We start from the raw sequence: 21,233 nt of genomic DNA on the forward strand, positions 1-21,233 counted from the left end.
GGCCTTTGCCAGTGTCGCCCTACTTTTGTCTCAAACTTTTTTCTCTTCGAGCTCCGGCTCAGAATACCGTCAACCACTATGTGCGGAATTGTTGCTTATATCGGGTACCGCGAGGCCTGCCCCATCATTCTTAAAGGCCTGCATCGGCTCGAATACCGCGGCTACGATTCGGCTGGCGTGGCGCTACTTGATGGCGAAACGCTTAGCGTATATAAAAAGAAAGGCAAAGTAGCCGAGTTGGAGGGCTTCATTGCGGAGAAAAATACGCATGCTAATATCGGTATGGGCCACACCCGTTGGGCTACCCACGGCGAGCCAAACGACGTGAACGCCCACCCGCATTACTCTACTTCGGAGCGCATCGCCATCATTCACAATGGTATCATTGAGAACTATGCTGCTCTCAAAGAGCATTTGCAGCAGCAGGGCCATGTATTTCACTCTGATACCGACACGGAAGTATTCGTGAATCTGATTGAGGAGATTCAGAAGAAAAACCAAGGCTCGCTGGAGCAGGCTGTACGGCTAGCCCTCCACGAAGTAGTAGGTGCCTACGCTATTGTGGTACTGAGCAAGGATAACCCTGGTCAGCTCATCGCGGCCCGCAAAGGCTCGCCGCTGGTAGTAGGTATCGGCGAGAACGAATTTTTCCTGGCCTCCGACGCTACGCCAATCATCGAGTACACGAGCGATGTGGTGTATGTGAACGACTACGAGCTGGTGGTTATCAAGGACGGCGAAATGGACCTGCGTAGCCGCGAGGATGTGAAGCAGACGCCCTACATCCAGAAGTTGGAGTTGGAGCTGGACCGCATTGAGAAGGGCGGCTACGAGCACTTCATGCTAAAGGAGATTTTCGAGCAGCCCCGCTCCATCCTCGACTCGATGCGCGGCCGCCTGGAACTGGAAGCCGGCCATTTGAACATGGGGGGCGTGCGGGCCTACGAGCGCAAGTTTGTGAATGCCGACCGTATCCTGATTGTAGCCTGCGGTACTTCGTGGCACGCCGGCTTGGTGGCCGAGTACCTGCTCGAAGACTTGGCCCGGGTGCCGGTGGAAGTGGAGTACGCCTCCGAATTCCGCTACCGCAACCCCGTTATTACGGAGCGCGACATCGTAATTGCTATTTCGCAGAGCGGTGAAACGGCCGACACGCTGGCTGCCCTCGATTTGGCTAAGAGCCGCGGTGCCACCATTTTCGGCATTTGTAACGTGGTGGGCAGTAGCATTGCTCGCGCCACCGACGCAGGTGCCTACACCCACGCAGGCCCCGAAATTGGCGTAGCCTCGACCAAAGCCTTTACGGCCCAGGTAACGGTGCTCACGCTGCTGGCCATGATTGTGGGCCATAAGCGTGGCGCGCTTACCGACACCCGTTTGCGCGAGCTGATGGTGGAGTTGGAAACCATTCCAGCCAAAGTAGAAAAGGCCTTGGAACTGAATACCGAAATCATGCAGATTGCGGAAATCTTCAAGGATTCTACCAACTTCCTGTACCTAGGCCGGGGCTATAACTTCCCGGTGGCTCTCGAAGGCGCGCTTAAGCTCAAGGAAATCAGCTATATCCACGCCGAGGGTTATCCTGCCGCCGAGATGAAGCACGGCCCCATTGCCCTCATCGATGAGAACATGCCGGTGGTGGTAATTGCCACCAAGGACAGCTCTTACGAGAAGATAGTGAGCAATATTCAGGAGGTAAAAGCCCGCAAAGGCCGTATTATTGCCGTGGTAACCGAGGGCGACACCATCATCCCGGCCATGGCCGAGTTTACGATTGAGGTGCCTGCTACCAGCGAAGTACTGATGCCGCTCGTGTCGGTAGTTCCACTGCAACTGCTTTCTTACCATATTGCCGTACTGCGCGGCTGCAACGTCGACCAGCCCCGTAACTTGGCTAAGTCGGTAACAGTAGAATAGTATTATTGAAGTGTTGGTTGCGAGCATGAATGCCCGCAGCCTGACTATATGCAAACTGCCGCTCCGGAAGCTTCCGGAGCGGCAGTTTGCGTTGGGGAAGCCATGTAGCTTCGTCTTACAGCGTGAATGGCTCGCCGCGCAGATACATCGTTTTCAGCAGCGGGCATACCTTGTAGCGCTCCTCATGAGTGTCCTGGTAGAGGGCTTCCAGCGTTTCGTACACCCGCGCTATGCCCATGGCATTAGCCCACTCGAAGGGGCCATGCGGGTAGTTGGTGCCCAGCTTCATACCCAGGTCAATGTCCTGTACCGAAGCCGTACCCTCCTGAAGCGTGTAGCAGGCTTCGTTGATAATCATGCACACAATGCGCGGCGTTACTAGGCCCACACGGTCGGCTACGAGGCGGTATTCGGTGCCCAGGTTGGCGCAGAGGTCGGCCAGCACGGTGGCCGTGGCGGGATCGAGGAGCGTTACTTCCAGCAGGGGCCGGTCGAGGAGCGTGGGCAGGGCGCAGAGGCCGAATACGGGGCCGAAGGGCGGCTCTTCGTCGTGGAAGAGCTGGGCCAGGCTGCGGGCGGTAGTATCGTAGAACAGGGGCTGGCGAGGCTGTTCGTAGTGCAGTTCGGGCCAGCTGCGCAGGTCGAAAGCCGCATCGGCGGCGGCGAGGCGGCCGGTCAGGTCGGGCGCGGTGGCGGGGCAGAAGTCGTAGTGGTGCGCCTCGCCAAACTTACGGCGCAACTCGGTTTCGACGGTTTCGCCGCCCACGATAAACAGATGCATAGATTTTCGGCTTACTTTAGCCCAAAGATAGTTCTTTCGTTTACCCACCTCGTTTTTACCTTACCTATGGCTCATACCGTCGTTTTTTCACCCCAGGCCCCCGCTCCTATCGGTCCTTACAGCCAGGCTATCCGGGCTGGCGGCACCGTGTACGTTTCGGGTCAGATTGCTCTCGACCCGGCCACCGGCCAACTGGTGGGCAACGGCGACGTGGCAGCTGAAACGCACCAGGTAATGCGCAATCTGCAGGCCGTATTGATGGCCGCTGGCCTTTCGATGCGCCATATTGTGAAGTGTACCATCTTCGTGCAGGACCTGGGCAATTTCGGCCTCATCAACGACATCTACGGCAGCTACTTCAACGCCGACTACGCTCCTGCCCGCGAAACCGTGGAAGTGAGCCGCCTACCCAAAGATGTGCAGGTAGAAATTTCATGCGTGGCGGTGGAGGGCTAAAGTGCTGAGGCAGTGAGCTGACGTTCTGAAAGCCCCGCGGCCCAAACGGCTCAGAAATCCTTTTTTACCTGCACCTTCGGTTCGCCGAATTACCAGGTCAGGCTGTTTTACCGAATAGCCAATCTCTCGTTTCATTAATTCGATAGTTCACCTCATGCGCGAGCTGGGCATCTTTCTATTCTGCGCGGGGCTGGTTGCCATGATAGCGCCCCTGTTGCTACCAGCCAACTTCCGGTTTCCGCTGCTCGACTGGATGTATACCTGGGGCCCAACGGTGGCCTGGGCTATTAAGGGTGGCGCGGTACTGCTGGGCCTGGGGCTCTGGCTGGGCTTCAGAAATCGGGAATAATGCGCCGCCCTACTGCCCGTAAACCAGCCAAAGCCTTGGTGCGGCCCGACTACTTTCCGCTCGAAAACGTGCTTACCAGAGCACTGCCGCCAGCGCTGGTGGGGCTGAGCGAGTTCGAGCAATTTCATTTTATTGGATTCGATTTAAGCCAGGCTGATCTGGCTGGCCGGCGGTTCACCGACTGCCTGTTCGAGACCTGTAACCTGGCCGGGGCCTCGTTGGCCAATACCAGTCTGCAAAATGTGGCTTTCGATGGTTGCAAGTTGCTGGGCCTGCAGTTCACCGCCTGCCGCGACCTGCTTTTCGGGGTGCATTTCGACCGTTGTCAGCTCGATTACGCCTTGTTCGGGGGCAAACAGATGGCCGGTACGCGCTTCGAAGGCTGCTCGCTACGAGAGGCAGATTTCGCCGATACCGACTTAACCGGGAGCGTTTTTGCCGACTGCGACTTGACAGGCACCTTGTTTGAGAACACAAAGCTGGCGGGTGCCGACCTATGCACCGCCCGCCACCTCCAACTCGACCCGGCCCTCAACGAAGTGAAAGGCACCCGCTTCGCCCTCGAAAGCCTACCGGGCCTGCTGACGAAATTCGGATTAGTGGTGGAGTGAACCGGTGAAAGAGTTGTCATCCTGCCATTACGCGACTTGAAAGGAGAGAGGAATTTGAGTGCAGCCATTGAACAAAATCGTTCGGTAATGTCGGCCCAGATTCCTCCGCCGTCGGAATGACAGTTCTTTCGCTATTTCACCAACTCACCTTTCGTACCTTTGCAGCGCGGTTTCTCAATCTGAATAAAGCCGCACAACGAACGTATGGAAAGAGAAGTACGGGTGCGTTTTGCGCCCAGCCCCACCGGCCCGCTGCATATCGGCGGCGTGCGCACCGCGCTATACAACTACCTGCTGGCCCGCAAGCTGGGCGGTAAGATGCTGCTGCGCATCGAAGACACCGACCAGAACCGATTTGTGCCCGGCGCCGAGCAGTATATTATGGACGCGCTGCGCTGGTGCGGTATCGAGATTGACGAGGGTATCGAGCAGGGCGGCCCCCACGCGCCCTACCGCCAGAGCGAGCGGAAGCCCATGTACCGCCAGTATGCCGACCAACTCATCAAGGACGGGTACGCCTATTATGCCTTCGATACGCCCGAAGAGCTGGACGCCATGCGCGCCCGCCTGACGGCCGCCAAAGTGCCCAACCCGCAGTACAACAGCATTACGCGGGCCCAGATGCGCAACTCGCTCACGCTGCCCGCCGAAGAAACCGAGCAGCTACTGTCCGCCGGCACGCCCTACGTTATCCGCCTGAAAGTGCCCCGCAAGGAGGAAGTGCGCTTCCAGGATTTGATCCGGGGCTGGGTGGTGGTGCATTCGTCGGCTATTGATGACAAGGTGCTGATGAAGTCCGATGGCATGCCAACCTACCACCTGGCTAACATCGTGGACGACCATCTGATGGAAATCACGCACGTTATCCGGGGTGAGGAGTGGCTGCCTTCGGCGCCGCTGCACGTGCTGCTGTACCGCTACCTGGGTTGGGAAGACACCATGCCGCAGTTTGCCCACCTACCGTTGCTGCTCAAGCCCGACGGCACCGGCAAACTCAGCAAGCGCGACGGCGACAAGCTGGGTTTCCCGGTGTTCCCATTGGAATTCCACGGCACCGACGCCGAGGGCCAGCCCACCGTGAGCAGCGGCTACCGTGAGGCCGGCTACCTGCCCGAGGCGTTTATCAACTTCCTGGCCTTTCTGGGCTGGAACCCCGGTACACCCCAGGAGCTGTTTACCATGGACGAGCTGATTGAGAACTTCACGATTGAGCGCGTAAGCAAGTCGCCGGCCCGCTTCGACCAGAACAAGGTACGTTGGTACAACGAGCAGTACCTGCGCGCCAAGCCCGATGCCGAACTGGCCCAGTACCTCATCGACGACCTGCAGAAGCAGGGCCGGGAAGTTTCGGCCGACAAAGCCACCCAGATTGCGGCCCTGGTAAAAGAGCGCGCCACTTTCCCGGCCGATTTGGCCCAGGAAGCCCAACTGTTCTTCGAACGGCCCACCAGCTACGACGAGCAGGTTATCAGCAAGAAGTGGAACCCGGCAGTAGCCGCCACGCTGGCCGAATTCGCCACCCAGTTGCCCACCACCCCCGATGCCTCGCCCGACGAGATTAAGGCACTCCTGACGCAGGTGGTGGAAAGCCAGGGCCTCAAAATCGGGCAGGTGTTGCAGGCGTTGCGCGTGGCCGTAACCGGCGCCGGTGCCGGCCCCGACCTGATGCACATCATGCACATCCTGGGTCCGCAGGAAACCGCCGAGCGGATTCAGGCAGCCGTAGCGGCCCTGCCCGCGGCCTAGCGTTTACGGTTTGCCAACAGGTAAAAGCCCGCCCGACAGTTTGTCGGGTGGGCTTTTTCATCAGGGCAGCGGCATATCCTTCGTACGAACGGCTGCGTACTTACAAGGCGTAAGGCTTAAGCCCGCGCCCGTCATTTTATCTCCTCCGCCCCTGTACTATGGCCAAGAAACCCGCTAAATCGAAAAGCAAAAAAGAAGAGCCCGAGAAGAAAGCCCGGGTTCATAAGGAGCTTGAGGGCTTCGAAATCAAGGTGAACCCGCTGGGCGAAATCACTTCCAACTACTCCATCGAGGATATCAACAAGTTTCTGAACCGCCACGTGCGCGACAAAAAGCTAGTGAACCGCGACGGGGCCTTTGGCGAGAAAGAGGAGGACGACCTGCCAATTGAAGAAGTGGAGGAATCGGAGGAGGATTTCGTGCGCCGCAGCAGCACCGAGGCCAAGAGCAAGAAGCCTAAGGCCAACGCAAAAGGCAAAGAGGTGGATGAAGACGAGGTAACGGACGACGAGGACGAGTAGGCCCACAGTTCATTCATCTTTCGCTATACTTGACCTTCTTTCCGCCAACAGCCAGACCTCGCTATGCAGTCTCACGAAATCGACTACAAAATCCTCGGCAACGATATTCAGGTGCTCGAAGTAGAGCTTGACCCCAACGAAACAGTGATTGCCGAAGCCGGGGCCATGGTGTATATGACCGAGGATATTGCCTTTGAGACCAAAATGGGCGACGGCTCAGAAGTCAATCAGGGCCTGATGGGCAAGTTGTTTTCGGCCGGCTCACGGTTGCTCACGGGCGAGTCGCTGTTCATGACGCACTTCACCCACCGTGGTGGTACGGGCAAGGCCCACGTAGCCTTTTCGGCTCCCTATCCCGGCACCATCATCGCCCTCGACCTGCGCGAGTTGCCGCAGGGCCTGATTGTTCAGAAGGACGGTTTTCTGGCTGCCGCCCGGGGCACCAAGATCAGCCTGCACCTCAATTCCAAGCTGGGAGCGGGCTTTTTCGGGGGCGAAGGATTCATTCTGCAAAAGATAACCGGCGACGGCAAAGCTTTTGTGCATGCGGGTGGCACCATTATCGAGAAACGCCTTAACAACGAGCTGTTGCGCGTAGATACCGGTTGCGTGGTAGCCTTCGAGCCGGGCATCGATTTCAGCATCGCCCGCGCCGGCGGCCTGAAATCCATGATTTTTGGGGGCGAAGGGCTGATGCTGGCCACATTGCGCGGCACGGGTCGGGTATGGCTGCAGTCGATGCCCGTGAAAAAACTCATCCAGGCCCTGGCCCCGACCAGCGGCAACGCCGGCAAGGAAAGCGGGGGCTTACTCGGGAGTCTATTCCAGGAGTAGGCTAGTACGTAGCAGTCGTCGCGCAGCAGCCGGGGTAATGGCACCCCGGCTGCTGCGCGACGACTGCTTTACATTCAACTCGAGAATCAGCCAGCCAGTCCAAAGGCAATAATGCCCAGACTAATCAGCAGCGCTACCATAACTACCCCTAATATGCCAGCCGTAACGTAGTTGGCACGACTTTCGGCTTTTTTCTCGGCTTCCAGGCGGACATAACTGCCAGAACGCCGACGACGGCGACTGGTAGAAGCAACGGTGGCAGCTGTAGTAGTAGACATGGGCGGGAGTTCAGATGGCAGTTCGGGCGAGAGCGGAGCGAAACATACGCATTTATCTGCTTATAATACAACCAGCAGCCATCTGGATAACGCTTGGCAGGATAGGTATGGCTGGGCTTAACTTACGTACCGTAACACCTTAGTGGATTTCTCGTCTTGGCAGCTGCCCATGCAGTTGCCGACTTATAATCCTATCCTGCCTTCTGCCGCCTGGCAGCTCAATTGCCTGGCGGCACCAAGGGCGTACCAACCCGGATGCCACCCACGTAGAATTCGGAAGGTAATGGGCGGCCCGTTGTGTCGTAGCAGCGCCATTCACCGAACCAGAAGAACCGGTCAGCGGCGGCCGTAGTCAGGTAACGTGCCTTCCCTCGCTTGGCTACCTGACCATTGGGATGATACAGGGTCAGTGTAATAAGGTCGGCGGAGCGGCCGTGAAACCGCTCGGTACGCTCGGGCAGGCCGGTGGCACCGAAATATTGCCAGCGGCCCACCTCGTGGCCATGGCGGTAGCGGCCCTTGCTAAGCAGGTGTTGCTCCCGGGCATCGAGGTAGCCGCGCCAGGGACCATGCCGCAACTCGCTTTGGTCGAAACGGTTGCGCGACCAGAACCCAATGGGCGCACGGGCACAGCCGGCGAGGGTACTCAGGACCGCGCCCAACAACAGTAGGCGTAAAAATGGAATAAGGAGCATAGCAGGAAAAGAGAAGTCCTGCCGATAATTACAACTAATTATTTAGTTGTGAAAGGATTTCGTCGAGTAACTCGCGGGAATTACTCAGGCGGGGCACCTTGTGCTGCCCCCCAAGCTTCCCCCGGCTGGCCAACCAGCGCCCAAAGGTGCCGGCCGGGGCCACCGTAAGCGTGGGCAGCGTAAGCGCCAGGTCGCGGTGGCGCTTGGCGTCGTAATCCGAGTTGAGCTGGCGCAGCGTATCGTCGAGCACGGCTGTGAAGTGGGCGCAGTCGGCGGGCGGGCGGGTAAATTCGATGAGCCACTGGTGGCTGCCGCGCGAGCTGCCAGGCCCCTCGGCGAAGTAGATGGGCGCGGCCGTGTAGTCGCCGACAGTGGTGTTGGTGGCCCGGCAGGCAGCGGCCAGGGCGGCGTCGGCATGCTCAATCACCACCTCTTCGCCGAAGGCATTGAGAAAGTGCTTGGTGCGCCCGCAGATGCGGATGCGGTAGGGCGAAAGGCTGGTGAAGCGCACCGTGTCGCCGATTTTATAGCGCCACAGGCCGGCGTTGGTACTGATGAGCAGCGCGTAGGTACGGCCCAGTTCCACTTCATCCAGCCCGATGGCCTGGGGCGCGGCTTCGTCCCACTGGCTCTGGGGCAGAAACTCATAGTAGATGCCGTGGTTGAGCAGCAGCAGCAGGTCTTCGGAATCCGGTTCGTCCTGCAGGGCCAGGTAGCCCTCGGAGGCATTATAGACTTCGAGGTAGTGCATTTTTGAACTCGGGATGAGCTGGCGGAACAGTTCCCGATAAGGTCCGAAGGCCACCGCGCCGTGCAGAAACAGGCCCAGCCGGGGCCAGATGGCGTGCAAATTGGTGGTGCCGGCCAGCTGCTGCACCCGGCGCAGCAGCACAATTATCCAGGTAGGCACGCCAGCCAGCACCCGCACATCGGCCGTTAGTACGTGGCGGGCAATGCGCTCAATCTTCTCCTCCCACTCATCCAGCAACGCCAGCTCCAGCGGCGGGGTCCGGATGAATTCGGCCCAGGCGGGCAGGTTCTGCATAATAACGGCCGACACGTCGCCGGCCCGCGAATCGGGGGCTTCGGGACGGAGCGGATTGGGGCCGTGGGTGCCACCAAGCGACAGGGTTTTGCCCCCCAATACATCGTAGTCGGGGTAGTGCAGGGTGGCCAGGGCCGTCATGTCGCGGCCGGCGCGGTAGTGGCCCTCGTGCAGCGACTCGCGGGTGACGGGGATGTACTTGCTGCGGGCATTGGTGGTACCACTGCTCTTGGCAAACCACTGCACCCGGCCGGGCCAGAGCACATCGGCCTCGCCCAGCAGCACCCGCTCCAGCTGCGGATACAGCTCCTCATAGCTGCTCACGGGTACACGCTGGGCAAACTCGCGGGCCGAGGGCGCGTCGGCGTAGCCGTAGCGGCGGCCCCAGTCGGTGGCGCGGGCCGTGCGCAACAGGTCCTGGCGCAACTGCTGCTGCACCTCGTGGGGGTGGCGACGGAAATGCTCGATGCTGGCCAGCCGGCGCTGCACGGCCCAGGTCAGAACAGTGCCAATCATTGGTTGTGCTTAGTGCTTCGTTATTAGAGCCTAGTTGATAGTAGTTGGCGGCTAGTTGTCAGTTGCTAGTTGTCAGTTGCTAGTTGTCAGCAAAGAACGTCATTCAGCGCGAAGCGAAGAATCTCGCATGCCACAGTATTCCTGCTATCAGGTTATACCATTGCACGCGAGATTCTTCGCTTCGCTCTGCATGACGTTCCCCCAAATCCTAAGCACTAGCACCGACGCACTAAGCTCTATTGATCAGACTTTCCGCTTCAACTCAAAATGCTTGCCCAGGTACACGCGGCGCACCATTTCGTCGGCGGCTAATTCTTCGGCGGTGCCGGCTTTCAGTAGCTTCCCTTCGAAGAGCAGGTAGGCGCGGTCGACGATACTCAGGGTTTCTTGCACGTTGTGGTCGGTGATAAGAATGCCGATGTTCTTGTGCTTGAGCTTGGACACGATGCCCTGTATTTCCTCCACCGCAATCGGGTCGACGCCGGCGAAGGGCTCGTCGAGCAGCACAAACTTGGGGTCGACGGCCAGAGCGCGGGCAATTTCGGTGCGCCGCCGCTCGCCGCCGCTCAGTACCCGGCCCAGGTTTTTGCGCACATGGGTCAGGCTGAATTCGTTGAGCAACTCCTCCACCTTGTCGCGCTGGGCCTGCTTGGGCATGTCAGTCATCTGAAGCACCGACAGCACATTTTCCTCCACCGTCAGGTCGCGGAACACCGACGCCTCCTGGGCCAGGTAGCCGATACCGAGGCGGGCGCGCTGGTAAATGGGCAGCTTGGTGATGTCGCGGTCATCCAGAAATACCTTGCCCGCGTTGGGCTTCACCATGCCCACCGTCATGTAGAACGAGGTGGTTTTGCCCGCCCCGTTGGGCCCGAGCAGCCCCACAATTTCGCCCTGCTCTACGTGCAGGCTCATGTCGTTGACCACCGTGCGGGCCTTGTACTTCTTTACCAGGTGTTCAGCGCGGAGTATCATCGGGGGAGGAATGTGTGAACGGATGATGAGGAGAATAGGCAAAGGTACTGTCATCCTGAGCGGAGCGAAGGATCCTCTCACGCTAGAACAAGTCGCAGCAACGAGTGCCGTTCTTACGCGCGAAGATCCTTCGCTCCGCTCAGGATGACAGGTTCTTCTCCTTACCCTTTCAGCAGCGCGTTCTGGAGCTGCTGCTGGGCGGGCGTGGCGGTTGGCACAGTTTCGACCAGGTTTTTCACTTCTACCTCGAACTCGCGCGGCACGGCCTCGCGCTCCTGCACCGGGCCTTTGCCCTGCCGAAACTTGAGGCGCACGGCGGCCGCCGTGGCGGGCTCTACCAAGGGGCGCAGCAGCTGCTCGGCGTTCTGCATGGTCAGGGCCTGACCGTCCACGGCCACAATAACGTCACCCTCGGCTACGCCAAAGACGTTCTGGTCGGCCTGGGTTTGGGCGGCCCGGAACTGGTCCAGGCTCTGGTCGTAGGCGAAACCGAGCTTGCCGAACGCCTGGATGCGCGCCGGGGCCGTGGGCTGGTAGCGCCAGCCCATCTTGCCGAAGTACTCGGCCAGCGGCAGCGGCTCGGCGCCCTGCACGTAGCGGCGGAAGAACGTGCCGATTTCGGGGTTGGTGAGGGCCACGATTTCGGGGATGAGCGCGTCGTCGTCGAACGAGCGGGTGGGGCCGTACTTCTCACGCAGGGCCAGCAGCACGTCGCGCAGGCTCTGGCGGCCCTGGCTCAGCTCGCGCAACCGGATATCAAGCAGCAAGCCCAGCAGTGCGCCTTTGTTGTACACGTTTTCATACATGTCCTTGTAGGGCGGCTCCAAGATGCGCTTGCTCATCTCGGTAAACGAAACCGGCGGGCCGTAGGTGTCGGCCTTATCAATTTTGCCCTTCATGCGCGCCTGAAACTCAGCGGGCGAAATCAGGCCGGCCTGCACCTGCACCTGCTGGGCTACGTACTCGGTTATGCCCTCGTACAGCCACAGGTGCTGCGACATTTTGGGGTTGCGGAAGTCGAAGTCGCCGATTTCGCGCGAGTGGATGTTGAGCGGGGCCAGCATGTGCAGAAACTCGTGCGAGGCCACCTCCAGCACCATGCTCTGCAGCCGGGCGGGGTCGGGTATTTCGGGCAGGAAGTAGAGCGAGGAGTAGCTGTGCTCCATGGCGCCGTAGCCGCCCTTTTCGCTGCTGAGCGGCGAATTCAGGCTGGGGAAGTAGAACAGAAACTGGTAGCGCGGCACCGGCATCTGGCCAAAATACGTGGTCAGCGCCTCCGACATCGGCCGCAGCATCCGGCTCAGGTCGGCCGCCTTCACGGCCCCGGTTTCCGACAGCACCGCCACCGAAATGCGGGCCCCGCCGGTACTGAAGCTGGCCGTATCGGGCCGGGCGTAGAATACGGGGCCGTCGGCCAGCGTCACGTAGTCGGGCGCCGTGAGCACGTCGCGGGTGGCCGACACGCGGCGCACGGGCAGCGCGGTGGCGCCATACAGATCGGCGGGCTTGTCAACGGTTACCTCGTAGGGCTGCAGCTTGTAGCCCTCGAAGTAGCCGTAGAAACCGTAGTGATTGAGTGTGAGGTTGCGACCGGCGTCGATGTTGGTGCCGCCGGGCTGGAAGATGAACTGGTCGTCCTGCTTGGCATCCCAGGTGTCATCGACCAGATATTCGAGGCGGGCCAGTTGCCGGGCGTTGCTGATGACGAACAGGTTGGGGCCGTCGTTACGTACTTTCAGGACCTTGCCGTTCTTATCGAAGGCCTTGAAGCTGGTGATGAAGCGGCCATAGTCCTTTTTGGAGTACGAGCCGGGCACCACCGAGGGCATCACGTATGTGGCCTGCTCCTCCTGCATAATGGGCGTCTGGATAACCACTTTCACCCGGTCGTTGGCTACGTGAGCGAAATCGAGGTTGACGCGGTACCCGGCGGGCTGCTGGGCCAGGGCCGCAGTGGCAGCCGTTAGGGTCAGGCCAAGGGCCAGGGGAAGGAATTTCATATAGCAAATAGAGTGATAGGCTAACGCCCTGACGAAGGTACGTAGTGTAGGAACGTCATTCTTCGCTTTGCTCTGAATGACGTTCCTTTACACCCTTCCTCGCTTGCCGCTTGTGGCTGACAGCTTGTAGCTCCAACATATGAATCTAAAAGAAACCGGCCGTCTGCTGCTGGCCCTGTTTTTCCTCACGGCGGGTATTATGCACTTTTTACGGCCCGACGGGTTCGTGCGCATCGTGCCGCCTTACCTGCCCCACCCGCTGCTGCTGGTGCAGCTTAGCGGCGCCGCTGAAATAGCCGGGGCGCTGGGTTTGCTGGTGCCCGCTACCCGCCGCTGGGCCGCCTGGGGCCTCATAGCGCTGCTCGTAGCCGTGTTTCCGGCCAACGTGTACATGCTGCAAAGCCACGGCGCCGGCCTAACTGTTCCCGAATGGGCGCTCTGGCTGCGCCTACCACTGCAGCTGGTGCTGATAGCCTGGGTATGGTGGGTACGGCGGTGAGGTAGGGATAAAATTCAGTTATAGCGTTTTTTATCTATTTATCTGTCAATAAATTGGCTGATTCTGCCAGTTGCGAGCCGCTGGCATGGGCAGAAACGGCGCTTTTTTTGTAGCGGCGCAGTTCGCATTTATCTGCCGCCCTTTTTCTCCATTTATCTATGATTTCCAAAGCTCTACTCTTCGGGCTGCTCCTATTGGGGTCGTTTCATTCTTCTGCTCAGGTGGTTACGGATGCCCCCCGCACCACCGCTGCCCGCGACTCGTTGCTGCAGGCAGCCACCGCGTTTCGGGCGCGACTTGAGTCCCAGACCAGCCGCATTAAAACCCAGACCCCGCGGGCAGGCAAGCGGCGGCAACGCCTCACGGGCTACGCCGCAGGAGACACTAAACGACCTCTCTGGGAAATTAAGCGGGTATTTTTCTTCAATGGGAATATCGAAGAAGCATTCATCGCCTATACCTACGGCACGAAAAGCATGCAGCAGCGCACCGTGAATGGACAGCTCACCTATCTACGGCTGGACTACAGCACCGGCAAAGCAGCCGGCGCGGCATCCGCTCAGGCCGTTGAATATGGCGAGTATCTGCCTGATACTTATTTGCGCTGGAAGAAGACCCAATACGTCCTACCCACCACGATAAAGTAGGACCTGCGCAGCTAGCCGCCTGAGTAGGCCATTTTCACTCACGTACTGCTTGGCCCAGCAAAATGAGGCGGCCGAACGACTAACCTGCAGCAACGCTCCAGAGTAGTCGTTCGGCCGCCTCGTTTCGTCAATTCAACCAGCTTCCTGACTACTGGCCACTTCAGCCACCAAATCGCTTTCCCAGCGGATATCCTTCAACTTCAGTTGCAAGGACTTCACACCGCGGTACTCATTGATTTCCACGTTGTAGCAGGCGCTGAACGGCTCGCCCCCCTGGATGCGCTCCAGATGGTCGCCCATGCCGAAGCCAATGGCTTCGAGGCGGTGGCGGCCCCCGTCCTGGGTGAGGGCGATTTTGAGGTGGGAGTTGCCCACGATGCGCGCCGAGTCGGGGGCGGCGGTTACGTTTTCGGAGGCGAACACCGGGTTGGCGTTGCCGGGGCCAAAGGGTTCCATCTGGCTCAGCAGCTTGTAGAATGAGGGCGTAATGTCGCTGAGGGCAATGGTGCAGTCGATATCGACGGGCGGAATGAGCTGCTCGGGCCGGATGCGGCCGGCCACAATGCGTTCGAACTTCTCCTGGAACAGCGTCACGTTTTCGAGCGGCATGGTGAGGCCGGCGGCGTACATGTGGCCCCCATATTGGTCGAGCAGTTCGGCGCACTCCTCAATGGCCTGGTGCACATCAAAGCCCACCACCGAGCGGGCCGAGCCAGTGGCTTTGCCGTTGCTCTCGGTGAGGATGATGGTAGGCCGGTAATACTTGTCGATGCAGCGCGAGGCCACAATGCCCACCACGCCCTTGTGCCAGTCCGGCTTGAAAAGCACGGTGCTGCTGGCGGTTTGCAGCGCAGCATCGTCCTCAATCATGGCCAGTGCCTCCCTCGCAACGATGGTATCGACGCCGCGGCGTTCCTGATTGGTCTTGTCGACTACGCCGGCCTTTTCCTTGGCCTGTTCGGCGCTGTCGGCCAGCAGCATGGCCACGGCGCGCTTGGCGTCGCCCATGCGGCCGGCGGCATTGATGCGGGGCGAGAAGCCGAATACCAGGCTGGTGATGCTCAGCTCGGTGTTGCCCAGACCAGCCAGCTCGCGCAGGGCCTCGAAACCGGGCCGCTGGGCCCGGGCGCGGTCATTGAGCAGGCGCAGGCCGTGGAAAGCCAGCGTGCGGTTCTCGCCGTAAATGGGCACAATGTCGGCCGCGATGCTCACGGCTACCAGGTCCAGCAACTCGTAGAGGTCGTCTTCGGGCAGGCCCTGGTGCTCGGTGAAGGCCTGCATCAGCTTGAAGCCCACGCCGCAGCCGCACAGCTCCTTGAACGGGTATTCGCAGTCGGCCCGCTTGGGGTCGAGCACGGCCACGGCAGCCGGCAGCTCGGCGCCCGGCAAGTGGTGGTCGCAGATGATAAAGTCCACGCCCAGTTCATTAGCGTAGGCCACCTTGTCCACCGATTTCACCCCGCAGTCGAGGGCAATGATGAGCTGGAAGTCGTTCTCCTTCGCGAAATCAATACCCGCCTCCGACACGCCGTAGCCCTCCTTGTAGCGGTCGGGAATGTAGTACTCGATGCGAGCCGGCCCGAAAAACCGGAGCAGGTAGCTATAGACCAGCGCCACCGAGGTTGTGCCGTCCACGTCGTAGTCGCCATACACCAGTACCCGCTCGCCCCCATGCAGCGCCTGCACGAGGCGGGCCACGGCGCGGTCCATGTCGCGCATCAGCAGCGGGTCGTGCAGCTGGGTAAGGTCGGGCCGGAAGTAGGCCCGGGCCAGCTCGAAAGTACCGATTTCACGCTGGCACAGCAGCCGCACAATGGCCTCGTTCACGCGCAACGCCTCGGTCAGGTGCGCCACCTGCGCCGCCTCGGGTGCCGGCTTGCGAATCCATCGTTTCTCTAGCATCGTTGCAGCGGGTAATAAACAGACCGTGAAAGCAGGCCTTCTTCAAAAGTACCCAAACGACCACAGAGTAGCACGAATCCGGTCGAATTCCTAGTCTTACAGCGCATCGCCCCGCAGCTGGCGGAAGCGCTTGCGGGCTTCGGCCACGTAGATGCTGCCGGGGTATTTGGTGATGAGCTGCTGATAAAGCTGCTGGGCCTTTTCGCGGTCCTGCAGGTTTTCCTGCTGAATGCTGGCGGCCAGAAACAGGGCGTCGTCGCTGAGCACATCGTATTTCGGGTTGCTGGTAATGCGCTCCAGGGTGCTGAGGGCTCCGGCGTAGTCGCTGGTGCGGCGCAGCAGCTGGGCCTTCAGGTACCAGGCCTCATCCTGCAGGGCGTGGCCGGAGTATTTTACCAGCAGCGCGTCGAGGCCGCGCAGGGCCTCGGGCAGCTTGTTCTGGAACACCAGCTGCTCGATAGTAGCGTAGTCGCGCAGGGCCACGCCAGCCGTGTCCTGGGCAGTGTTGTCGGTGATGAGCAGGCTGAGCTGCATGGCGTCGTTGGCAATTTCGCGGGTGGTAGCCTGCTTGAGGATGTCGAGGTGCGACTTGGCCAGCTTGAAGTCGCCGGCGAAATAGCTGAGGCGGGCGTTGCGCAGCTTGGCGTCGTAGCCCAGCGGCGTGTCCTTGTGCGACTTCTCGACCTGCGAGTACAGGAGAGTGGCTTCCCAAGGCTCGGCCCGCAGCACGTAAATGTCGGCCAGGTCAATTTTGGCCTGGTCCACCACATCACTGCTGGCGCGGGGCAGGGCAATTACCTCCTCCAGCAGCTTCATGGCCGGCGCCTGCTCGCCCAGCTGGAAGGCCAGCAGCGCGGCCATGCTGCGCAGCACGGGGGCCGTTTCGGGCGTGCGGCCCAGGTCGGTGAGCACCTGCTCGTACTCTTTCAGCAGACCCCGCAGCTGGGCTTGGTTTACCGGGTAGGTGGTGCGCACCTGGTCTTCGCGGGCCTGCACGAGGCGCTGGCGGGCCAGGGCATAAAAGGGCTGGCCGGCGTACTCGCGGGTAACGTACTCGAAGCCCTCGATGGCACTTTCGTAGTCTTTGTTACGGCGGGCAATTTCGGCCACCTCCAGCACCCGGCGGCCTTGGGTGCGGGCCCGCCGGTCGAGGGCCTTGGCCTGCACCAGGGCCCCGGTAAAGTCGCGGCGCTGCACCTGCAGCCACAGCAGCAGCTCGCTGTATACAGCGCGGTCGGGGTTGCGCTGCACCAGCGTCAGCAGCTCCTTTTCGAGGGTGGCGAAGGCCGCCTCGTCCTGCAGATTGTTCTGGAGCATGTTGCGCACGAAGGGCAGCTGCTGCTCATCATCGCGCACCAGGCGCAGGGTTTCCACCAGCACCTTATCGGTCTGGCCCTGCCGGGTATAGAGCTGGATGAGCTGGGGTGCGTACTCGGTTTCGTTGCCCGCCAGCTGCCGCCCGCGCAGGTAGGTGCGGGTGGTCCAGGCGGGCAGGTTGGCCTGCTGAAAGCTGGTAGCCACGGGCACCACCTGGTCGGGGTTGAGCTGCTGCACGACCCGCTCCCACTGCTTGCCCGCCGCCGCCGAGTCGCCGGCAGTGGCCGAAATCAGGCCCAGCGTCACGCCCAGCGGCTGGTCCTGGGGGCGCTGCTTGATGGCGCGCTTCACCAGCTTCTCGGCGTCCTTGGTGCGCTTGAGGCCCTGCAGGGCGGCCAGGTAGTCGGGCAGCACGTTGGGGGCCGTCTGCTCATCGGTGCGCAGGCGGCCGAACAGGTAGGCGGCCTTCTCGTGCTCGCCCTTGCGCTCGTACTCGCGGGCCAGCTGAATGCTACTGTCTTCGGCCGGCGCCTGGGCCCGGGCGGCCGGGGCGGCGGCCGTCAGCAGCGCCAGCAGGCCGGCTCGGCGTATCATTCCACGCAACTGATTCTTCATGCAGAGCTAACGAGTTGAGACGGCGGGAAAGTGCCGGAACTGAATTTCGGATAGTTGTTCTCACGTGGTACCTCCCCCCCGGCCCCTTCTCCGAAAAAGGAGAGGGCGAGCCAGTTGAACCAGAAGGGTGTACGGGCTTGAGAATTGCGCTGGGTACTAGCTTAAAGATACTGTCATCCTGACGAAGGAAGGACCTTATCCTGCAAAACTAAACCAGCATTCTGGTCGGTCTTGCAGGATAAGGTCCTTCCTTCGTCAGGATGACAAGCAGTTCGCGCTGCTCCGTCACCTATGTTCTACGCTTTAAAAGAACTTGGCGCGGTTGTCTTTAACGTCGGCGTGCTGCTTGAGGGCCTCGAAGATGAGGCCGTCGGTGCGGGCCACGCGCTGGGCCGTGAGCTGCTGGCGGGCGGCGGCTACATCAGTCGTTGGCGGGGCAGGCTGCATGCTGGTGGGCTCTACCACAAACACGCCCTGCTCGCCGGCAATCGGGGCCGACTTCTGGCCTACTTTCAAACCAAAGGCGCGACCAACGGCGGTAGGCTCGCTGCCAACGCCGGCAATCATGCCCTGACCCAGTACCACGTTGTCGGCGGTTTTTACCTGGGCGGTGGGGCCGTAGGCCTGGGCCATCTGCTCGAGCGTGCCCTTGGCACCGCTCAGTTTCTGCTTGATCTGCTCAGCCTTCAGCTCGTTGCGCACCAGGGCGGTAATCTCGGGCTTGATGCTGGCCAGGTCGGCCGTACCCTTGCTCCGTTCGCCGGTCAGCACGGCCACCACATAAGTGTCGCCGATTTCGAACACGCGCGATACGTCGCCCACGGCTTTGGCACCGGGGCCTTCCGAGTCGTCGGCACCGTAGGCCCAGCGCACCAGGGCGCGGGCTTCCTGCAGGTTGTTTACGGCCTGGTCGCCGCGGCCGAGGTTCTTGGCTTCGGCTTTCTGCAGGTTCTTATCGGCGGCTACTGCCTTGCGGAACGACTCCAGGTCGGCCGACTGGCCTTTCAACTCCTGGGCCTTGTTATAGGCTGCGTCGCGGGTGCTTTCGGTGGGCTGAATGGTTTTCTGCACGGTAGCCACGCGGTAGGTTTGCTTGGTGGGCACGGCGGTTACCTTGATGATGTGGTAGCCAAACGAGGTTTTCACGAGGTTGGGCAGCAGGCCGAGCGCCGAAGCGCCGAACACGGCCTTTTCGAACTCAGGTACCATGCGGCCCTGCTGGAACCAGCCCAGGTCGCCGCCAGTAGCGGTGGTGCCGTCCGAGCCGTACTGGCGGGCCATATCGGCGAAGTTCGCGCCGCCTTTAATCTTACCGAGCACTTCCGTAGCCTTGGCCTTGGCAGCAGCCTCGGCTTCGGGCGTAGCGCCGTCGGTCTTGATGAGGATGTGGCTGGCGCGGGCCGCAGCTTGGGCACCGGTTTTCTGGCCCGTTACCTTATAGAGCGAGTAGGTGCCGTTTTCGGCGTAGGGGCCGTACACTTTGCCTTCCTGCAGCGGCAGTTGCTCGCGTAACTTCTCGGGCATATCGGCGGCCGAAAGGTAGGCCGGGGCGGTGGCGTTGTCGGAGTTGAGCTTTACAAACACCGAGTCGGCGGGGGCCGAAGCGAACTGGGTAGCCAGCTCGTTCACCGTTTTGCCGATTTCAGTGCTGTCTTCCACCGAAGCCGTTACCGGGATGGTCACGTACTCCAGGCTGCGGCCGTCTTCCACTTTAAAGCGGCCCTGGTTTTTATCGATGTAGGCCTGCAGCTGCTCGTCGGTCACTTTCACGCTCGAGTCGGAGAGGGCGAAGTAGGGCACGTACAGGTAACGCAGCCCCACCTGGGCTTGCAGGCCCTCGTTGAAGCGCTTGGCTTCCACCGAAGTTACGTAGGTGCTCATTTTGAGCAGGTTCGTGTATTTCTGACCCAAGCGCTCGGGGCGCAGGTTCTGCTCGAACGAGGCGAAGGCAGCCTGTGCCTGCGGGTCCATCTTGTCGAGGTTGCGCAGGTACTCCTTCACCTTCAGCACATCAAACTGGCCGGTCGAGTCGGTGAATGCTTGGCGGATGCTGGGATGCACATTGGTACCCTGCACCATATCGGTCAGCTCGTCGTCCGAAACGGTGAGGCCGAGCTTATCGAACTGCTTCTGGAAGGCAATGCGGTAGAGCAGCTGGTTCCAGGCCTGCTCGCGCAGGTAACCCATGGCCTGCTCGTCGGGCTGGCGGCCCTGCTGCTGGATGAAGGACTGCTTGGCCTGCTCCAGGGTAGCGTTGAATTCGTCGTAGTCGATTTTCTGCCCCGCAATTTCACCCACCGAGCGGTCGTTGCGGCCGAAGAAGCTGTTCTGCCCCGTAAACAGGTCGCCGCCCACCATAAACAGGAGCAGTCCGATGACGATAGCGCCAACGGCCCAGCCCGATTTTTCGCGGATTGTATTAATTAATGCCATGAACTTGAAAAAAAGCGCGGGTAGAAAATGGTGAATGAAGCGCAAAATAACCAAAAATGCTGGTCATTTGGTACATTCTCTGTCAGATAGGTAAAGCGCAATGCCCCGGCCCGGTACAACGGGCCCCGGGCCGCTATTTGCGCCTCTTGGGCTTGTTGTTCGGCTTGCCGACTTTGCGGTTTACTTTCTTGATTTCGGCCAGCCGCGCGTCCTCGGCCCGCAGGTCAGCTTCCTTCTGACGCTGGCGCAGGTAGCGCAGCCAGATGATACAGCCGAACGACACCATAAACAGCCAGTAGTTGTCGTAGAGGCCGTCGAGGCCGCCGGTAGCCAGCGTGCGGAACGCGGCCACTACGAACGTAAACGCGCCGAAGACGAACAGAATGGTCTGGCTGATACCTGGGTCCCAGAATCGTTTCATGGCTGCGGGGCGGGGTCGGTGGAAAGCGGAACAGTGGCGGCGGGAGCCGGAGCGTCCTCCTGCATCGTAAACACGCCGGTGGGCGTTAGGATGCGGTAGCGCGAAAAATCCTGGTTGGCCGTCAGGCCCCGCCCGGTCAGCACCTCGGTGGGCGTCGTCACCTTGATGGCAGTTTCGGGCTTGGTATAGATGCTGGCCTTGTTTTGGTCGTAGAAGGCCTCCTCAGTATTCATGCGCTGCTGCTTGGGCACATTGGTTACGCGCACGTCGCCGCGAATAGTAAAAAGGTTCTGGTTGCGCTGGTAGCGGCCGTACTTGCCGGTAATCGTGTTCGCTACCGCCCTGCCCTCCTGATCCATAAACGTCAGCGCCACCCCCTCGGGATACACCCGGTCGCCCGACTCGAAGCCCTGCTCCAAGGGGGCTTTCAGGCGCACCCGCAACCGGGCCGAGTCGCTGTACAAAAGCAGCACGTTGCGGGTTTCCACGGTGGGGCCCTGGTAGTCGATAACCTTGGTCGGGGCCTCCTCGGCTTTGTGGCAGCCGGCAGCCAGCAGTGCCGTACTCAGCACCAGCCACCCCGGTATCCATTCTGCTGACTTCATATCTGGAGGAAATTGGAAAAAGGAGCGGGGGGTAAAGGACAAAAGCCTACCGACAGGAAAATTCATCCGG

Annotated in this window: 20 protein-coding genes; 9 read left to right on the forward strand and 11 right to left on the reverse strand. The window is 60.5% G+C overall.

Annotated features, from left to right (window positions below):
- Window positions 1-78 precede the first annotated feature (78 nt).
- Window positions 79-1,917 (forward strand): glutamine--fructose-6-phosphate transaminase (isomerizing), encoded by a 1,839-nt coding sequence (gene glmS, locus BLW21_RS08475; protein WP_092739029.1) that lies wholly within the window; start codon window positions 79-81, stop codon window positions 1,915-1,917.
- A gap of 115 nt (window positions 1,918-2,032) precedes the next feature.
- On the opposite strand, the gene BLW21_RS08480 is transcribed toward glmS, so the two are convergent.
- Window positions 2,033-2,698 carry a 3-hydroxyacyl-CoA dehydrogenase family protein gene (locus tag BLW21_RS08480; RefSeq protein WP_092739030.1) on the reverse strand — a complete coding sequence of 222 codons (666 nt, stop codon included), beginning with the start codon at window positions 2,696-2,698 and terminating at the stop codon, window positions 2,033-2,035.
- Window positions 2,699-2,764: 66 nt separating this feature from the next.
- On the opposite strand from BLW21_RS08480, the gene BLW21_RS08485 reads away from it, so the two are divergent.
- The 6 genes from BLW21_RS08485 (at window position 2,765) to BLW21_RS08510 (ending at window position 7,215) form a co-directional block, all read left to right on the forward strand.
- Entirely contained in the window at window positions 2,765-3,154 is a 390-nt protein-coding gene (locus BLW21_RS08485) for a RidA family protein (protein WP_092739031.1), read from the forward strand.
- A 154-nt stretch (window positions 3,155-3,308) separates the two neighbouring features.
- Window positions 3,309-3,503, forward strand: a complete 195-nt coding sequence (locus BLW21_RS08490) for a hypothetical protein (RefSeq protein WP_092739032.1) — start codon at window positions 3,309-3,311, stop codon at window positions 3,501-3,503.
- Complete coding sequence (locus BLW21_RS08495) at window positions 3,503-4,114, forward strand: pentapeptide repeat-containing protein (RefSeq protein WP_092739033.1); 612 nt, start codon at window positions 3,503-3,505, stop codon at window positions 4,112-4,114. Before BLW21_RS08490 ends, BLW21_RS08495 begins: the two co-directional genes overlap by 1 nt.
- Before the next feature lie 204 nt (window positions 4,115-4,318).
- The gene (gltX, locus tag BLW21_RS08500; protein ID WP_092739034.1) at window positions 4,319-5,860 is read left to right on the forward strand and encodes a glutamate--tRNA ligase; all 1,542 of its coding nucleotides are present in this window, start codon (window positions 4,319-4,321) and stop codon (window positions 5,858-5,860) included.
- Between the two features lie 158 nt (window positions 5,861-6,018).
- Window positions 6,019-6,381 (forward strand): hypothetical protein, encoded by a 363-nt coding sequence (locus BLW21_RS21495; RefSeq protein ID WP_175470906.1) that lies wholly within the window; start codon window positions 6,019-6,021, stop codon window positions 6,379-6,381.
- 63 nt (window positions 6,382-6,444) lie between these two features.
- Complete coding sequence (locus BLW21_RS08510; RefSeq protein WP_092739035.1) at window positions 6,445-7,215, forward strand: TIGR00266 family protein; 771 nt, start codon at window positions 6,445-6,447, stop codon at window positions 7,213-7,215.
- 86 nt (window positions 7,216-7,301) lie between these two features.
- Here BLW21_RS08510 and BLW21_RS21095 read toward each other — a convergent pair whose 3' ends face one another.
- The 5 genes from BLW21_RS21095 to BLW21_RS08530 all read right to left on the reverse strand — a co-directional run bounded on the left by BLW21_RS21095 (window position 7,302) and on the right by BLW21_RS08530 (window position 12,724).
- A complete protein-coding gene (locus tag BLW21_RS21095) occupies window positions 7,302-7,493 on the reverse strand; it encodes a hypothetical protein (RefSeq protein ID WP_139255136.1) in 192 nt (63 codons plus the stop codon).
- Between the two features lie 218 nt (window positions 7,494-7,711).
- Window positions 7,712-8,188, reverse strand: a complete 477-nt coding sequence (locus BLW21_RS08515; protein WP_092739036.1) for a toxin-antitoxin system YwqK family antitoxin — start codon at window positions 8,186-8,188, stop codon at window positions 7,712-7,714.
- A 34-nt stretch (window positions 8,189-8,222) separates the two neighbouring features.
- The gene (locus tag BLW21_RS08520; protein WP_092739037.1) at window positions 8,223-9,749 is read right to left on the reverse strand and encodes a GH3 auxin-responsive promoter family protein; all 1,527 of its coding nucleotides are present in this window, start codon (window positions 9,747-9,749) and stop codon (window positions 8,223-8,225) included.
- A gap of 243 nt (window positions 9,750-9,992) precedes the next feature.
- Window positions 9,993-10,724 carry an LPS export ABC transporter ATP-binding protein gene (gene lptB, locus BLW21_RS08525; RefSeq protein WP_092739038.1) on the reverse strand — a complete coding sequence of 244 codons (732 nt, stop codon included), beginning with the start codon at window positions 10,722-10,724 and terminating at the stop codon, window positions 9,993-9,995.
- 161 nt (window positions 10,725-10,885) lie between these two features.
- Window positions 10,886-12,724 carry a M61 family metallopeptidase gene (locus tag BLW21_RS08530; RefSeq protein WP_092739039.1) on the reverse strand — a complete coding sequence of 613 codons (1,839 nt, stop codon included), beginning with the start codon at window positions 12,722-12,724 and terminating at the stop codon, window positions 10,886-10,888.
- A gap of 139 nt (window positions 12,725-12,863) precedes the next feature.
- On the opposite strand from BLW21_RS08530, the gene BLW21_RS08535 reads away from it, so the two are divergent.
- Complete coding sequence (locus tag BLW21_RS08535) at window positions 12,864-13,223, forward strand: DoxX family protein (protein ID WP_092739040.1); 360 nt, start codon at window positions 12,864-12,866, stop codon at window positions 13,221-13,223.
- 158 nt (window positions 13,224-13,381) lie between these two features.
- A complete protein-coding gene (locus BLW21_RS08540) occupies window positions 13,382-13,870 on the forward strand; it encodes a hypothetical protein (RefSeq protein ID WP_092739041.1) in 489 nt (162 codons plus the stop codon).
- Between the two features lie 132 nt (window positions 13,871-14,002).
- On the opposite strand, the gene recJ is transcribed toward BLW21_RS08540, so the two are convergent.
- The 5 genes from recJ to lptC all read right to left on the reverse strand — a co-directional run bounded on the left by recJ (window position 14,003) and on the right by lptC (window position 21,163).
- Window positions 14,003-15,772, reverse strand: a complete 1,770-nt coding sequence (recJ, locus tag BLW21_RS08545) for a single-stranded-DNA-specific exonuclease RecJ (protein ID WP_092739042.1) — start codon at window positions 15,770-15,772, stop codon at window positions 14,003-14,005.
- 96 nt (window positions 15,773-15,868) lie between these two features.
- On the reverse strand, window positions 15,869-17,683 hold the full coding sequence (locus tag BLW21_RS08550; protein WP_092739043.1) for a tetratricopeptide repeat protein: 1,815 nt from the start codon (window positions 17,681-17,683) through the stop codon (window positions 15,869-15,871).
- Window positions 17,684-18,007: 324 nt separating this feature from the next.
- Complete coding sequence (locus tag BLW21_RS08555; protein ID WP_245711848.1) at window positions 18,008-20,137, reverse strand: peptidylprolyl isomerase; 2,130 nt, start codon at window positions 20,135-20,137, stop codon at window positions 18,008-18,010.
- A gap of 133 nt (window positions 20,138-20,270) precedes the next feature.
- The gene (locus BLW21_RS08560) at window positions 20,271-20,558 is read right to left on the reverse strand and encodes a hypothetical protein (protein WP_092739044.1); all 288 of its coding nucleotides are present in this window, start codon (window positions 20,556-20,558) and stop codon (window positions 20,271-20,273) included.
- A complete protein-coding gene (gene lptC / locus BLW21_RS08565) occupies window positions 20,555-21,163 on the reverse strand; it encodes an LPS export ABC transporter periplasmic protein LptC (protein ID WP_175470907.1) in 609 nt (202 codons plus the stop codon). The genes BLW21_RS08560 and lptC overlap by 4 nt, the downstream gene beginning before the upstream one ends.
- Between the last annotated feature and the right edge of the window lie 70 nt (window positions 21,164-21,233).

Source organism: Hymenobacter psychrophilus (assembly GCF_900107135.1).
GTDB classification, from domain to species: Bacteria; Bacteroidota; Bacteroidia; order Cytophagales; family Hymenobacteraceae; genus Hymenobacter; species Hymenobacter psychrophilus.

What these genes read in the sequence shown, in the direction of transcription:
- glmS (WP_092739029.1), top strand. Translation starts at nt 79, where the DNA reads ATGTGCGGAATTGTTGCTTATATCGGGTACCGCGAGGCCTGCCCCATC.
- BLW21_RS08480 (WP_092739030.1), bottom strand. Translation starts at nt 2,698, where the DNA reads ATGCATCTGTTTATCGTGGGCGGCGAAACCGTCGAAACCGAGTTGCGC.
- BLW21_RS08485 (WP_092739031.1), top strand. Translation starts at nt 2,765, where the DNA reads ATGGCTCATACCGTCGTTTTTTCACCCCAGGCCCCCGCTCCTATCGGT.
- BLW21_RS08490 (WP_092739032.1), top strand. Translation starts at nt 3,309, where the DNA reads ATGCGCGAGCTGGGCATCTTTCTATTCTGCGCGGGGCTGGTTGCCATG.
- BLW21_RS08495 (WP_092739033.1), top strand. Translation starts at nt 3,503, where the DNA reads ATGCGCCGCCCTACTGCCCGTAAACCAGCCAAAGCCTTGGTGCGGCCC.
- gltX (WP_092739034.1), top strand. Translation starts at nt 4,319, where the DNA reads ATGGAAAGAGAAGTACGGGTGCGTTTTGCGCCCAGCCCCACCGGCCCG.
- BLW21_RS21495 (WP_175470906.1), top strand. Translation starts at nt 6,019, where the DNA reads ATGGCCAAGAAACCCGCTAAATCGAAAAGCAAAAAAGAAGAGCCCGAG.
- BLW21_RS08510 (WP_092739035.1), top strand. Translation starts at nt 6,445, where the DNA reads ATGCAGTCTCACGAAATCGACTACAAAATCCTCGGCAACGATATTCAG.
- BLW21_RS21095 (WP_139255136.1), bottom strand. Translation starts at nt 7,493, where the DNA reads ATGTCTACTACTACAGCTGCCACCGTTGCTTCTACCAGTCGCCGTCGT.
- BLW21_RS08515 (WP_092739036.1), bottom strand. Translation starts at nt 8,188, where the DNA reads ATGCTCCTTATTCCATTTTTACGCCTACTGTTGTTGGGCGCGGTCCTG.
- BLW21_RS08520 (WP_092739037.1), bottom strand. Translation starts at nt 9,749, where the DNA reads ATGATTGGCACTGTTCTGACCTGGGCCGTGCAGCGCCGGCTGGCCAGC.
- lptB (WP_092739038.1), bottom strand. Translation starts at nt 10,724, where the DNA reads ATGATACTCCGCGCTGAACACCTGGTAAAGAAGTACAAGGCCCGCACG.
- BLW21_RS08530 (WP_092739039.1), bottom strand. Translation starts at nt 12,724, where the DNA reads ATGAAATTCCTTCCCCTGGCCCTTGGCCTGACCCTAACGGCTGCCACT.
- BLW21_RS08535 (WP_092739040.1), top strand. Translation starts at nt 12,864, where the DNA reads ATGAATCTAAAAGAAACCGGCCGTCTGCTGCTGGCCCTGTTTTTCCTC.
- BLW21_RS08540 (WP_092739041.1), top strand. Translation starts at nt 13,382, where the DNA reads ATGATTTCCAAAGCTCTACTCTTCGGGCTGCTCCTATTGGGGTCGTTT.
- recJ (WP_092739042.1), bottom strand. Translation starts at nt 15,772, where the DNA reads ATGCTAGAGAAACGATGGATTCGCAAGCCGGCACCCGAGGCGGCGCAG.
- BLW21_RS08550 (WP_092739043.1), bottom strand. Translation starts at nt 17,683, where the DNA reads ATGATACGCCGAGCCGGCCTGCTGGCGCTGCTGACGGCCGCCGCCCCG.
- BLW21_RS08555 (WP_245711848.1), bottom strand. Translation starts at nt 20,137, where the DNA reads ATGGCATTAATTAATACAATCCGCGAAAAATCGGGCTGGGCCGTTGGC.
- BLW21_RS08560 (WP_092739044.1), bottom strand. Translation starts at nt 20,558, where the DNA reads ATGAAACGATTCTGGGACCCAGGTATCAGCCAGACCATTCTGTTCGTC.
- lptC (WP_175470907.1), bottom strand. Translation starts at nt 21,163, where the DNA reads ATGAAGTCAGCAGAATGGATACCGGGGTGGCTGGTGCTGAGTACGGCA.